Here is a 12,931-nt window from a genome sequence, read left to right as displayed (position 1 = left end):
TTCGGATCTAACGTCAATGGGATGAAAGCTGGCAGGTTTTTACCGCCTAGGTCACGGTAAAGCGGTATCCATTTGCGCACCAGATTGGCGTTGATGCCGTGGCCCAGCGCGACGCTTGCGATGGACGCACCGGGCTGCAAACATTCCTGGACGACCTGGGCTTTGAAGGATTTGGGGTAAGAGTGTCGTTGTTGCATGGCAATCCGCTTGATGGGCTAGAAATGGTGTCCACTTAAATAGGTGTCCACCATCGCCCTAAGCGTTGGGGTCAGGAAGGTGTGTTGGCCGGACGCATACTGAAATCCAGCCTCACCTTCAAGTCTTCTGAATTTTTCACTTTTCCGGCAACAGGCGAGCATTATCGTGCGAGGGTCAAACTCACCCCGTCGAGACTCATACGTGTAACGCTATACGACTTCAAAGCATGCTTCACCACACAGCAAGCTTATGAGATTGCGTCAGGTCTAATCAAAGCAGTACTCAACTCGTTTGACCACAATCACCCAAAGTCGGATAAGTCTGATATCCAAACAACGCATGACAATTGGGCTGCTCTCATAGAGCGCCAGGAATCGTTTGGGTCACAGGAAATGTCTGATCTGCTCCAAGTTGTGAATACTGGCAGAAATTTCCTAATGAAAGGTGCCCTGCTCGATCCCGAGCCGGTGCGGGAATTTAAGGATGGTGAAGAGCCTATCTACGACTTTCAGATCAGACTGGATGACCAATATGTTTTGATGTGTTTTGGTTGGGTTGGCTGGAGTCTCAGTCGAATTGAGGCTCAGTGGTTGGCGGAACAGCTGTGGACTGCGGTTTTTTTGGCAACAAAGCCGGGCCCCGGAATCAGCAAATAAAATTATGGTATCCATCACGACCAGAGCCGTGCCATCCGCTGATGTGGCGTCATTCCCTTTGGTCTATTTTTCTCGCTCGACATTGACCGTCACCTGCCTTCGACGTTAACTGTATGCATGTACAGTTTTGTTAAGGCGCCCACCATGAGCGTCACCATCCTCGGCCCGTTGACCGAAGGGGGGAGTTCAACTCCCTTTCTTCCTTCACCGTCCCTGGGGGCTTTGCATCGCCAGTTGTCGACCATCTCGAGCAGCACATCTCTTTCGATGAGCTCCTGGACATCAGAGCCCCGCATATCTACCTGGTGCGTATTGAAGGCCACAGCTTGGAAGGTGCCGGAATATTTGATGGTGACATGGCAGTGGTGGATCGCTCGATCACCGCCGAGCATGGACATACCGTCATTGCGGCGGTGCACTGCGAGCCGGTCTGTAAACGACTGTGCAAGCGTTGGCCCAACATCATCTTGATGTCCGAGAACGTGGGTTATACCACCGAGACCACGGACGCATGAGTCCCATGGACTCCCAATAATGGGAGCTGGAATCCGATCTATAATCTACTAGCCGCAAGCTTCGCGGCATTCATTGGTGATCAAGACAAGGCAGATATCTCACGTCAGGGAGGTCAAATACGCGGAGAAATATCATGAAACTGAAATGTTTTTTAGGGTTGATTCTCGCCAGCGCTGCTTTCTCCAGCTTTGGATCAGAGTTAAGACTCTGCCCCGATTCAAATTCGCCCTCCCCTGCAGCTTTGTCATCAAACCATGCACCCCCCGCCAGTACGCCAAACTTAATAAACGGATGCGTCGGTGAAGGGAACGTTGCTTCTGACGGTGCTGACCGCGTGGGCGCGAACACGTTGGCGTCTGACGGTGCTGACCGCGTGGGTGCGAACACGTTGGCGTCTGACGGTGCTGACCGCGTGGGTGCGAACACGTTGGCGTCTGACGGTGCTGACCGCGTGGGTGCGAAMACGTTGGCGTCTGACGGTGCTGACCGCGTGGGCGCGAACACGTTGGCGTCTGACGGTGCTGACCGCGTGGGCGCGAACAAATTGGCGTCTGACGGTGCTGACCGCGTGGGCGCGAACACGTTGGCGTCYGACGGTGCTGACCGCGTGGGTGCGAACACGTTGGCGTCTGACGGTGCTGACCGCGTGGGTGCGAACACGTTGGCGTCTGACGGTGCTGACCGCGTGGGTGCGAACACGTTGGCGTCTGACGGTGCTGACCGCGTGGGTGCGAAAACGTTGGCGTCTGACGGTGCTGACCGCGTGGGCGCGAACAAATTGGCGTCTGACGGTGCTGACCGCGTGGGCGCGAACAAATTGGCGTCTGACGGTGCTGACCGCGTGGGCGCGAACACGTTGGCGTCTGACGGTGCTGACCGCGTGGGCGCGAACAAATTGGCGTCTGACGGTGCTGACCGCGTGGGTGCGAAAACGTTGGCGTCTGACGGTGCTGACCGCATCGGTGCCAATAGGGTGGCAGTGGGAGGCCAGGGCGATAGTGCATACACCTTGGCTGCCAATAATTCGGTAAGGTCACTCGCCTCTCGCCGAGGTGGGATTGGCTCTGATGCCGTTGCCTCAATCATCCAGTACAACCAGTATATTGCCCCATAAATATGCGCGCCGGGAGAATGCCGTATGGATCGATGTCGTCTTGATTAAGAAGTAGCGTCCCTACACTCCCGTTGGACTTGAGGATCATTTCCTACATGCTAAATCTAGGAATGTTTCCTCAAGCTTAAATCGTTAATTTTTTGTAAAACTGATATGACATAGCTGTTGCTAAGTTTATTTAATTCATGATTTGTACTGAAAAATTGTCTGTCGGCGGATGAGCTGCCTCGGAAAAATAATTCGAGAGAAAACTGCCTGATTACGGCTCGGAGAGGCGATGATTCATCATCAGCTTTGGAGTAATAAGCTTGTAGTAGGTGGTAGCGCTTATGCGATGAGAGACTATACCGGTTTCAGAAGCAGAGAATATAAAATTGAAGATAGAAGTTCTCGCATGTACCAGGCTTGGATAACACCTGTTTAGGAAGTGGGCAATTGGAGCTTTCAGAGTGATACCCTTTCCTAAGGATATATTTTAACGGATGTTTTTAATCCATCTGTAATTTTTCTGGGTGGGGGTAAGATTTTTTCTGGGTCAGGAGGAGGGAGCTGGCGGCAGCAATACGCAATGATGATAGAGGCGCTGAATAAAATATTGCAAAGAGATTAAGGCTTAATATTGAGGTCGACGGCGTTGTTCGACCTGATGAAGGCGCTGCTATTGATAGTCAAGTAGATTGGTGTATGTGCAGTCCCATGCAGTGAAATTTAGCTCGTGGTCGTTGAGAAATTATTGGCGTATATATAAAAGGCCGTCTACGCTTATTTAGGTGGTAAGCCGTAAGTGTAGGCGATGTTTTATAGGGGTGTATGGCGGCGTATAGGCGGTGACATGGGTTTTTAGTTTGATTTAAAACTGTCTGTTGCCAATAAATAAGCGCGTTGTGAGAGGATTTAATAATGGCAAAGTTGCTAGTTATTTATCATTCGATGTACGGTCACATAGAGAAGATGGCTGAGAGCGTGGCTGAAGGTGCCCGCAAAGTTCCCGGAGTTGATGTCACTGTCAAACGTGTACCCGAAACAATGGATCCAGAGGCATTCATAGCTGCGCATGGTAAGACTGATCAGCAAACTCCAGTTGCTTCACCGTCTGAGCTAGCAGATTATGATGCGATTATTTTCGGGACACCCACTCGCTTCGGAAATATGTCCGGCCAGATGAGGAACTTTCTGGATAGAACTGGTGGCCTTTGGGCCAAAGGTGCTCTTGTCGGGAAAGTTGCGAGCGTCTTTACATCTACGGGCACGGGTGGAGGTCAAGAAATGACTATTACCTCTACTTGGACGACCCTCGCACACCACGGCATGGTCATTGTACCGATTGGATATAGCGACCCGGCATTGTTTGATGTTTCCCAAGTCGGTGGTGGCACCCCTTACGGAGCCTCGACTATTGCGGGGGGCGATGGCTCCCGCCAGCCAGATAGTCGTGAGCTAGGTATCGCAGAGCATCAAGGCGAATATGTAGCAAAAATAACTTCCAAACTTTTTAAAGGCTGATTTTTCTCAAATTTAACCTTTTTGAATGCCAGAAAAATTTGATTTTACCCTTTGTACCTATCTTTCTTTTGTTACTTTTCGTTAGGTCTTTGGTGGGGGGCAAGTTTTTCTGGCGCTGAAGGAGCATTTGCGAATGTTGGGGCTCTGGCCCCAATGATTGCCACCGAATCCCCATTCTTATGGAATTTGTGGGCACCGTTCGGCTCATCAGTTTATTTGCCTGGCCGCTAGTAGCGGTGATGGCGATCAGCATAATGTGTCTGCGTTTGTTGGCATGATTTCTGGATAATGCCTGGGTGATACAAAACCGCCAGATTTATTTACTTATATAATAACTAAAGCATAACGTAGAGGTGTGATGCTCGGTATTACTGGCGATGGACAGTTCCCAATAGAGAATCGTTGGGGTTTTTGGAGGCGACGCTAAAATTGAGAGCGGTTTTTACTTGGTCTGTATGGCGATGCTTTGTGTGGCGTTAAGTTAGTTTTGCATGAATCCGGTAGTCATGCGGCGCCAGTAGGATGGAGTATAACCTACAAGTTTGCTAAATACTTTAGTGAAGTGTGAGCTATCAGAAAATCCGCATTCAGTGGAAATGTCGATTATTTTTAGGTTTTGAATTGATAATAAATTTTTCGCTTTGTCAATTCTAAGGTTGAGTAAGTATTGGTGAGGGGTTATTCCGGTACTAAGTTTGAATGCTCTACTAAAGTGACTTCGGGAGAATGAGCATTCGCTAGCAAGTTGATTGACTGATATTCCTATGTTTAATCGAGATTCGATTATGCCTTTGGCGCGGCGCTCTTGCCATGGCGCGAGACCGCGAAATTTTGGAGTGAGCGACTTTATGATGTCATCATCTTTTTGGTGTGCTAGCTGCTCATTAGTAAAAAAAATTATTTGATTTATTGAATCTGATGAAAGCTCTGGCAGTTCACTGGAAAGTATTGTTCTCAGGTTTTGTTCGATTTTTTCTTCTAGTTTTAAGTCATGACCTACATGCTGTTGGTGGAGATTTAAATAAACATTAGAGCTGTTTGTTGTTTGATTGCGAGGCATGTTTAATACTCCTCTTGGCATGTTTTTTACTGCATTTTTCGTGCGTAAAATGGCTAAAGCATGAGTTTGGCATAGTCGGTTTGTTGCGCAACCCTTATGCTCAGCCGTTCGTCGACTTTTATGTTGAGCATAATTAATTCGTAAATTTTCATCGTTTGTTAACCGAAAAGGTGGATTTATTGTGTAGCTTGTTTTATTGCTCAAACCAGATTCTTAAATAATTTAGGATCCATATTCCAATAAATTTTAATAAAAATGCTTCATCCGACCAGTTAGTTATATTTTTAAGTGATTTTTTCATCACATTCGTAACAAATTCGCACACGCTTACCTGCGCCAGCGGCGTCCTCATTCGAGAATATCGTTTCATTTAACCGAATCTGGAGAACCGCTATGGCAACCGCAAAAGCAGTGCCCGGCAAAGGCCTACTTGATCCCAAAAACCATGCGCTGGTGTTGATCGATTTCCAGTCTCAGATGGCATTTGCAACCAAGTCCATTGATGCCGTTTCCTTGCGTAACAACGCAGCCCTTATCTCCAAAGCGGCCAAAGAATTTGGCGTTCCAGCCATCCTCACCACCGTCGCTGAGAAAAGCTTTTCTGGCCCCATGTTTGAAGAAATCACGTCCGTGTTCGAGGGGCAAAAGCTCATCGACCGTACGAGTATGAACACTTGGGAGGACAAGAATATTGAGGTTGAGGTTAACCGCATTGGTCGAAGCCGGTTGGTTTTTGCGGGTCTTTGGACGTCGGTTTGCATCGTTGGGCCGACGCTTTCAGCCCTCGACCAAGGCTTTGAGGTTTACGTCATCTGCGATGCATGCGGCGACGTTTCAGAAGAGGCGCACGAACGGGCCATTGAGCGAATGGTTCAAGCAGGCGCTCGGCCGATGACATCACTGCAGTATCTGCTCGAACTTCAGCGTGACTGGGCTCGCACGGACACCTACAACGAGACGGTCAAAACATCGGTCGCTCACGGCGGTGCGTATGGCTTGGGCCTTATCTACGCCAAGACCATGTTCAACGCATCTGAAGGCCACTGATTTCGTAGCACCTTACCCAATCGCAGGGTAGGGTGCTTCGGCCCTGCGACTGAGTTTTGAAGCGCCTGGAGTAATTGCTGCTGCACGCGATTTTTATTTCAACGCGTTGCACCGGCTAATGGTAAAGCCCAACCCTGTCTGGCAGCGCCGTTCGGGAGGAGCATGCTATGAGCGATGGCATTGCGAATGAAGTCGCCACTTTAGTTGTACGTCATCGGATTAAGGAGGGCGCTCGCGAGTCTTACGAAGAATGGTTAAGGAAAACAATTCAGACTGCCAAGACCTACGAAGGACACCTTGGGATAGATGTGTTTCCTAGCGAGTGTGGAGGTCTGCCTTTTTTTACTTCTGTACTTCGTTTCTCCTGCACTGAAAAGCTTCAGGCTTGGCTGAACTCCAGTGATCGACGCCAGCTCATTGTTCAAGTGCAGGACATGCTTGCTGATGGGGATCATACGGAGGTTAGCCAGGGGAACGAGTTCTGGTTCAATCCTATTGCTGGGCAGAAAGCACCACCTCGTTGGAAGCAGGCCAGCGTGTCATTCCTTGTGATTCTTCCGCACACGTTGCTGGTTCCCCTTATCTGGCAACCGCTGTTTGCCCAACTTCCTTGGTTGCGAGGCTACTTAATAAGCACCTTTGTAATCACGGTGACCATCGTTCTATCCGTGGTCTACGTTTTCATGCCGCGTGTAACTCGCCTGTTTGAACCGTGGTTAAACTCCCGGCCATTCGAGAAGAAATCATGAGAAAAGATGATCCGGTGGATTGTGCTCGGAGACGTTTTATCGCCGACAGTTCGGTCGTCGGAGTAGTCGGCGCGGTGTTGTGCGCGATTCCGTTTACTGCATCTGCAGGCTTTTCCTCTTCATCAAGAATTCCAGGAGGCAAAATGAACGCCGATTTGATCTTGGTTAACGGTAAGATTCACACAGTTGATCGTGACCTTCCCACTGCGACGGCTGTTGCAATCAAGGATGGTAAATTCATTGTTGTCGGTTCTGATGAGCAGGCAATGGCATCAAAAGGCGCGACTACACACGTCATTGATTTGAAGCGACGGACAGTCATCCCTGGGCTCAATGATTCGCACCTTCACCTGATTCGGGGAGGCCTGAACTACAACCTTGAGTTGCGCTGGGAAGGAGTGCCTTCGCTGTCCGATGCTCTACAAATGCTAAAGGCTCAAGCCGATCGCACGCCGGCTCCTCAGTGGGTTCGAGTGGTAGGGGGATGGACAGAGTTCCAGTTCGCGGAGAGACGAATGCCTACGCTTGAGGATTTGAACAAGGCGGCCCCTGATACGCCCGTATTTGTCCTGCATCTTTATGATCGGGCTTTGTTGAATCGCGCTGCATTGAAAGTCGTCGGGTACACCAAAGACACTCCAAACCCTCCAGGCGGGGAGATCCAGCGAGATGCGAATGGGGAACCTACGGGGATGCTCATCGCCCGTCCTAACGCCATGATTCTCTACTCAACGTTGTCCAAAGGGCCAACCCTGCCGTTGGAGTACCAGGTCAACTCGACTCGACATTTTATGCGGGAACTTAATCGCTTAGGGATCACCAGTGCCATTGATGCCGGCGGCGGTTTTCAGAACTATCCCGATGATTACAAGGTCATCAGTGATCTTGCAGCCAAGAATGAGTTGACGGTTCGGATCGCATACAACCTGTTCACTCAAAAACCCAAGCAGGAGCTGTCGGACTTCCAGAACTGGACAAACCTTGTGAAGCCTGGTGATGGCAGTGATTTCTTCCGGCATAACGGAGCCGGGGAGATGCTGGTCTTCTCTGCAGCTGACTTTGAGGATTTCCTTGAACCTCGACCCGATCTATCCAAATCGATGGAGGAAGAGCTTGAGCCTGTCGTACGTCACCTTGTCGAGCATCGATGGCCGTTCCGTTTGCATGCAACATACAACGAATCGATCACTCGTATGCTCAACGTCTTCGAGAAAGTTAATCGCGATATTCCTTTCAATGGGTTGCCATGGTTCTTTGACCATGCCGAGACGATTACACCCGAGAACATCGCTCGTGTGCGTGCGCTGGGTGGCGGCATTGCCATTCAAGATCGCATGGCGTTTCAGGGTGAATACTTCGTTGATCGCTACGGCAACAAGGCTGCGGAGCAAACGCCTCCGATCAAGCGAATGCTATCTGAAGGCGTGCCGGTTGGAGCAGGATCCGACGCCACACGCGTTTCAAGCTACAACCCCTGGACGTCCTTGTATTGGCTTGTGACCGGAAAAACGGTGGGTGGGCTTGAGCTTTACCCAGAGGGCCTGACCCGAGATACGGCTTTGGAACTCTATACCCATGGAAGTGCTTGGTTCTCTTCCGAGCAGGGCAAAAAGGGCATGATTAAGGTCGGGCAGCTTGCCGATCTGGCCGCTCTAAGCGCGGATTACTTCAGCGTCAATGATGACGCGATCAAATGGATCGAGTCCGTCTTGACTGTCGTCGACGGAAAGGTCGTTTACGGCGCTCAGGAGTTTGACAACTTGTCACCCAAGGCGATTCCAGTTATGCCGGACTGGTCTCCGGTTGCAAAAGTCCCAGGACATTGGAAGCCAGTGGCAGCAGCTGTGGCCCAGTTGCATCAATGCCAAGGCCCATGTGCGGTTCATGCCCACAGTCATAATCGGGCGCGCTTGTCGTCCGCCCCCATCAGCGATTTTCAAGGCTTTTGGGGGGCGTTTGGTTGTTCATGCTTCGCCTTTTAGCTAGCGACCGATATGAACAGCGAACCATGAGCTTTTCTATGTGAGGCTCATGGAGTGTGCTCTGGATCTAACTGTCACGACTACATAAGGAGCGGTTCATGATTAGCAAACTGACTATGACTGACGAGCACCGCAAGTCAGTAATCCTGGAATACTTTCGAGCGTTCGATAACGGAGGCGTTACGCCAGAAGGAGTTAGCATCTTGGAGCTGTTTGCTGAGGATGCGCAGGTGTACTTTCCAAAATGGGGCATAGCGACTGGCCGCGTTCAGATCGGGGAAATGTTTCAGGATCTGGGGGCTAGGCTGGTTTCAATTACCCATGATTATGCCCATTTCAACTGGATATTTTCGGGGACTGACGTTGTCGTGTGCGAAGGCACCAGTCACGGTGAGCATGTTGAGGGCTCATGGTGCGCGGGCAGTCCAGACTGGGGCGCGGGCTATTGGTGCGATGTATTTGAAGTCCGTGATTGGAAGATCAACCGTTGTTTTATCTATCTTGATCCAGATTACGGGGCTAGCGATAGCTCCCGATATCCATGGTTAACGAAGCCAGAGTGAGGTGCATGGGGTACAGAGCAGGTAGTAGCCGTGCAGGTTTTAAAATGATTGTTGGATCAAATCAATAGAGGTGATCCTCGATGGCGAATCCCAAGGAAAGAGTGTCTGTATTGTCTACGGATTTTGCCGTGTTGTGGTTACGCGTGCTCGGCTCCCTGCTGTTGATTGTTGTGCATGGCCTGCCGAAACTCCTTCATTTCCAACAGGAGCTGCAGGTAATCGAAGACCCCTTTGGAATTGGGGCACAGCTGACCTTGATACTGGCCATCTTTGCGGAGGTGGTCTGCCCGATCGGGATCATCGTTGGTTTTCTGACCAGATTAGCAACGCTGCCAATTCTTTTCCTGCTCGCTGTATCCGTGATCTATGTGCATCCAGAATGGAGTTTGTGGGAAGGCCAATTCGCCTGGCTGTTACTGATTATTTTTTCGGCAATCTTAGTCGGCGGCACAGGGCGATTTGGTGTTGTGCAGCTTGTTTCGAGTCGTTGGCCTGTCCTCAGCGCTTTGTAGGAGCGCCGCATGAACCTCGAATGGTCAAAACCTGGGGGGGCGGTATCGATGTGGGCACCGTTGCAGCACAAGCTGTTCAGATGGCTTTGGCTAGCTAGCATTGCGTCGAACATCGGTACCTGGATGCATGAGGTAGGCGCCGGCTGGCTAATGACGTCACTCTCTTCAAGCCCATTGATCGTTTCACTTGTGCAGGTCGCTGCTGCCGCGCCGATGTTTGTCTTGGCCCTACCGGCTGGAGCCATGGCTGACATCATCGACAAGCGTCGGTACCTGTTGGTGGTACAAAGCGCAATGGCGGTCGTGGCGTTGTCGCTATCTTTCCTAACCTACGCTGGGTGGATAACTGCACCGCTCTTGCTTTTGATGACCTTCCTCATGGGAATTGGGACGGCACTGACCATGCCGGCTTGGTCAGCGTTGACGCCAGAGCTCGTGCCCAAGAGTGACTTACCCGCTGCGATATCCCTTAGCAGCGTCGGTATCAATGTTGCGCGAGCGCTGGGCCCTGCATTCGCTGGAATCCTCATTAGCGTGATAGGCCCTTGGGCAACGTTTGGAATCAATGCGCTCTCGTTCTTTGGAGTGCTCACTGTTCTCTTTTTTTGGAAACGAGAGCCGCAACAGTCCGTCATGCCGGCAGAGCGACTATTCGGAGCAATCCGGATCGGTTGGCGGTTTGCAAAAAGCTCCAGGCATCTGCAGCGGGTACTTGTTCGAACCGCTGCTTTTTTTATAGGGGCTAGTGCAGGCATGTCTCTTTTACCGATTCTTGTTAGAGCGGATCTTAACGGCACTGCTGAGCAATTTGGTGTGTTGTTGGGCGCTGTAGGCATCGGTGCAGTCACAGGAGCAATGGTTCTGAGCAAGGTTCGCCAGTTGCTTGCTGTGAACAAGCTCGTCGCTTGCGCCAGCCTAATCTACGCCTTTGTATTGCTCCTACTGGCGTGGATTCCGAACTTTTATGTCTTGACCCCAGTGATGCTTGTCAGTGGCGCCGCGTGGATTGCCGTGCTGTCCAGTCTTCAGGTCGCAGCACAAACATCGGTTCCCAACTGGGTTCGGGCGCGAGCGCTTGCGATATATATCCTGGTCTTTTTTGGAAGCATGGCGATTGGCGGGGCTTTCTGGGGATGGCTCGCTGGGGTGTTTTCCATCCCTGTCTCTTTATCCCTGGCCTCTGTAGTGATGGTTGCTGGCGTGGTGGTAGGTTTGAAAGCAACGTTACCGGTTTTGGATGCTGAAGACCTCGCGCCGTCACTTCATTGGCCTCAGCCTTTGCTCAGTGAAGATGCTGATGCGAAAAGAGGGCCAGTCATGGTGTCGATCGAGTACCAGGTTCTCGCTGATAACACTGAAGCATTCAAGCTGGCAATGGAGGAGGTTCGCGACATGCGTCATCGCAACGGATCGTTCTCATGGCAGCTAATGCAAGATACTCAAAACTCTATGAAATGGATTGAGGTGTTTTTCGACGAGTCCTGGCATGACCACCTGAGGCACCATAACCGAGTCACTCGCGCAGAGCTGAAAGTTGAGTCTGCGGCAAGGCGGTTCCAAGTGGATGGTATGCCTGTTCAGATCCGTCACTTCCTCAAAGGGTAAGGGATCACAGCAGTTTGAAATTGTACTCAACTACAAAGTAAATCCGGTCGATGTCCGGCTGTCCTTGTGCTTCATTGGCCCTATGAGAGACGTGGGTGAGGTGTATTAAAAGATCCTTCGCAGGCCCGGACTGGACGGTGTAGCTTAGATCAATGTCGCGCTCCCAGTGCTTTCCTCCTTTGCCCTGTTGAGGGACAAAAGTCTGGGTATTTGGGTCGAATGGAAAATAGGCACCTCCTTGCTGGGCATGGGTGCCATCAATATTCCGTCCAGTCACGTAGCGTGTCATGAGTTTCATTCCTGGCAGTCCCATTGACGCGAAATCGAAATCGTAACGCGCTTGGTAGGAGCGCTCATGAGCACCATTAAAGTCCGCGAATTTGATCGAGTTGGCCAGGTAAATGGAGTCTCCTCCGACAAAGTCGAAAGGGGTATCACCGTGAATGTGCTGGGCGGCGATTGTGAACTCTTGGGCGCCAACGGTATGTTTCGCTGACAAGCTATAGGCAGTAGTGTTGATATCCCCAACTACAGAACGTCCATAGTCGAGCGTTCGGTAGACGTTGAAGTCGACAAGAGTGTTTAACCCCTTAGCGTATACATTGGCGTAAAGCTGCCGCCAGGTATCAGTGAGCTGCGAAGCATAGAGTCTGGTACCGAAGGCTTGATTTGACATGAAGTCAGCACCTACGAAGCTTATAGAACCTACGTCAGTGCTGACACCATACCCAACAAACTCGCCTTTCGAGGAAGTCGAGTCCTGGTTCTTGAAGGCTGTGAATTTCCCACCGACTAAATGCACGTTAGGTAGGTCGTCGCTCTCAACAAACCATCCTGTGGCGTACTCGGGCTGCAAGCGTTTGTCCGAGGTATCGAAGACTGGCGTTTCCACCATCATTTCCCCGAATTTGATTTGGGTCTGAAAGGCGCGAACCTTTATCACGCCGCCGGTATCGCTAAAGTCGTTTTCAGCCTCTCCATCACTGTCTACCGGCAACAGCCCAGTACCTGATCGACCCTTTCCGCTATCCAACTTGAATCCCAAAAAGCCATGCGCGTCGACGCCAAATCCAATTGCGCCAGGTGTGAATCCAGACTCGAAGGTGGTGATGAATCCCTGAGCCCATTCACGCTGGTAGTTTTGCGATGCTTTTGCAGATCTGTTGTCGCTATTTAGGAAAAAGTTACGACTCAGAACATTGAGCGTTGCTCCCTCTAGGAAACCAGAACCTTCGGTAGGGACAGCTTCAGCGGCATGCAACCTTCCGACACATAACAGGCAGAGGCAAAGCGCGGGATTCTTCATGGCACACCTCCCAGTGAAGTCTCCCCAGCATTCCCTGTAAGTAGTTTGCTCGCAGGTAGGTTTGTGCGTTTTTAACCGCGTTGCCAATGCAGCGCACCAAGGCGGCCGCTGGGGACGAAA

The 12,931-nt window shown here is 50.9% G+C and carries 13 protein-coding genes and 1 pseudogene; 11 read left to right on the top strand and 3 right to left on the bottom strand.

Annotated elements, in window-relative coordinates; genetic code table 11:
- Positions 1 to 197, bottom strand: a 197-nt coding sequence (tnpA, locus tag EAH78_RS24245) for an IS66-like element accessory protein TnpA (RefSeq protein ID WP_140669774.1), incomplete at its 3' end; no start/stop codon positions are given.
- An 84-nt stretch (positions 198 to 281) separates the two neighbouring features.
- On the opposite strand from tnpA, the gene EAH78_RS24240 reads away from it, so the two are divergent.
- The 5 genes and pseudogenes from EAH78_RS24240 (at position 282) to wrbA (ending at position 3,987) form a co-directional block, all read left to right on the top strand.
- Positions 282 to 854, top strand: coding sequence for a hypothetical protein (locus EAH78_RS24240; protein WP_240051931.1), 573 nt, complete (start codon positions 282 to 284; stop codon positions 852 to 854).
- Between the two features lie 257 nt (positions 855 to 1,111).
- Complete coding sequence (locus tag EAH78_RS24235) at positions 1,112 to 1,369, top strand: LexA family protein (protein WP_240051935.1); 258 nt, start codon at positions 1,112 to 1,114, stop codon at positions 1,367 to 1,369.
- Positions 1,370 to 1,680: 311 nt separating this feature from the next.
- Positions 1,681 to 1,878 (top strand): annotated as a pseudogene (locus EAH78_RS33165) (hypothetical protein); the annotation flags it as partial.
- A gap of 21 nt (positions 1,879 to 1,899) precedes the next feature.
- The gene (locus EAH78_RS33450) at positions 1,900 to 2,484 is read left to right on the top strand and encodes a phage infection protein (protein WP_430539948.1); all 585 of its coding nucleotides are present in this window, start codon (positions 1,900 to 1,902) and stop codon (positions 2,482 to 2,484) included.
- 900 nt (positions 2,485 to 3,384) lie between these two features.
- On the top strand, positions 3,385 to 3,987 hold the full coding sequence (gene wrbA / locus EAH78_RS24225) for an NAD(P)H:quinone oxidoreductase (RefSeq protein ID WP_140669772.1): 603 nt from the start codon (positions 3,385 to 3,387) through the stop codon (positions 3,985 to 3,987).
- Positions 3,988 to 4,468: 481 nt separating this feature from the next.
- Here wrbA and EAH78_RS24220 read toward each other — a convergent pair whose 3' ends face one another.
- Positions 4,469 to 5,047 carry a helix-turn-helix transcriptional regulator gene (locus EAH78_RS24220; RefSeq protein ID WP_161599704.1) on the bottom strand — a complete coding sequence of 193 codons (579 nt, stop codon included), beginning with the start codon at positions 5,045 to 5,047 and terminating at the stop codon, positions 4,469 to 4,471.
- A gap of 393 nt (positions 5,048 to 5,440) precedes the next feature.
- Here EAH78_RS24220 and EAH78_RS24215 point away from each other — a divergent pair, with 393 nt between their 5' ends.
- From EAH78_RS24215 to EAH78_RS24190, 6 genes are all read left to right on the top strand, one after another.
- The gene (locus EAH78_RS24215; RefSeq protein WP_140669770.1) at positions 5,441 to 6,094 is read left to right on the top strand and encodes a hydrolase; all 654 of its coding nucleotides are present in this window, start codon (positions 5,441 to 5,443) and stop codon (positions 6,092 to 6,094) included.
- Positions 6,095 to 6,261: 167 nt separating this feature from the next.
- Positions 6,262 to 6,843, top strand: coding sequence for an antibiotic biosynthesis monooxygenase (locus EAH78_RS24210; protein WP_140669769.1), 582 nt, complete (start codon positions 6,262 to 6,264; stop codon positions 6,841 to 6,843).
- A gap of 143 nt (positions 6,844 to 6,986) precedes the next feature.
- On the top strand, positions 6,987 to 8,825 hold the full coding sequence (locus EAH78_RS24205) for an amidohydrolase (RefSeq protein ID WP_170219165.1): 1,839 nt from the start codon (positions 6,987 to 6,989) through the stop codon (positions 8,823 to 8,825).
- A gap of 98 nt (positions 8,826 to 8,923) precedes the next feature.
- On the top strand, positions 8,924 to 9,388 hold the full coding sequence (locus EAH78_RS24200; RefSeq protein ID WP_140669767.1) for a nuclear transport factor 2 family protein: 465 nt from the start codon (positions 8,924 to 8,926) through the stop codon (positions 9,386 to 9,388).
- Between the two features lie 80 nt (positions 9,389 to 9,468).
- Complete coding sequence (locus EAH78_RS24195) at positions 9,469 to 9,900, top strand: DoxX family protein (protein ID WP_140669766.1); 432 nt, start codon at positions 9,469 to 9,471, stop codon at positions 9,898 to 9,900.
- A 9-nt stretch (positions 9,901 to 9,909) separates the two neighbouring features.
- Positions 9,910 to 11,505, top strand: a complete 1,596-nt coding sequence (locus tag EAH78_RS24190; RefSeq protein WP_140669765.1) for an MFS transporter — start codon at positions 9,910 to 9,912, stop codon at positions 11,503 to 11,505.
- Between the two features lie 4 nt (positions 11,506 to 11,509).
- Here the strand turns inward: EAH78_RS24190 and EAH78_RS24185 are convergent, their stop codons facing one another.
- Positions 11,510 to 12,811 (bottom strand): OprD family porin, encoded by a 1,302-nt coding sequence (locus EAH78_RS24185; RefSeq protein ID WP_140669764.1) that lies wholly within the window; start codon positions 12,809 to 12,811, stop codon positions 11,510 to 11,512.
- Positions 12,812 to 12,931: the final 120 nt, after the last annotated feature.

Origin of the sequence: Pseudomonas arsenicoxydans (assembly GCF_006438915.1) — a bacterium.
Taxonomy (GTDB): domain Bacteria; phylum Pseudomonadota; class Gammaproteobacteria; order Pseudomonadales; family Pseudomonadaceae; genus Aquipseudomonas; species Aquipseudomonas arsenicoxydans_A.
The sequence above is the reverse complement of the archived record's forward strand: the minus strand, read 5'-3'. Positions and strand labels throughout refer to the sequence as shown.

Bases quoted from the DNA above. Each gene is read 5' to 3' on its own strand.
- EAH78_RS24200 (WP_140669767.1), top strand. From the start codon at position 8,924: ATGATTAGCAAACTGACTATGACTGACGAGCACCGCAAGTCAGTAATC.
- EAH78_RS24195 (WP_140669766.1), top strand. From the start codon at position 9,469: ATGGCGAATCCCAAGGAAAGAGTGTCTGTATTGTCTACGGATTTTGCC.
- EAH78_RS24190 (WP_140669765.1), top strand. From the start codon at position 9,910: ATGAACCTCGAATGGTCAAAACCTGGGGGGGCGGTATCGATGTGGGCA.
- wrbA (WP_140669772.1), top strand. From the start codon at position 3,385: ATGGCAAAGTTGCTAGTTATTTATCATTCGATGTACGGTCACATAGAG.
- EAH78_RS24215 (WP_140669770.1), top strand. From the start codon at position 5,441: ATGGCAACCGCAAAAGCAGTGCCCGGCAAAGGCCTACTTGATCCCAAA.
- EAH78_RS24210 (WP_140669769.1), top strand. From the start codon at position 6,262: ATGAGCGATGGCATTGCGAATGAAGTCGCCACTTTAGTTGTACGTCAT.
- EAH78_RS24205 (WP_170219165.1), top strand. From the start codon at position 6,987: ATGAACGCCGATTTGATCTTGGTTAACGGTAAGATTCACACAGTTGAT.
- EAH78_RS24185 (WP_140669764.1), bottom strand. From the start codon at position 12,811: ATGAAGAATCCCGCGCTTTGCCTCTGCCTGTTATGTGTCGGAAGGTTG.
- EAH78_RS24220 (WP_161599704.1), bottom strand. From the start codon at position 5,047: ATGCCTCGCAATCAAACAACAAACAGCTCTAATGTTTATTTAAATCTC.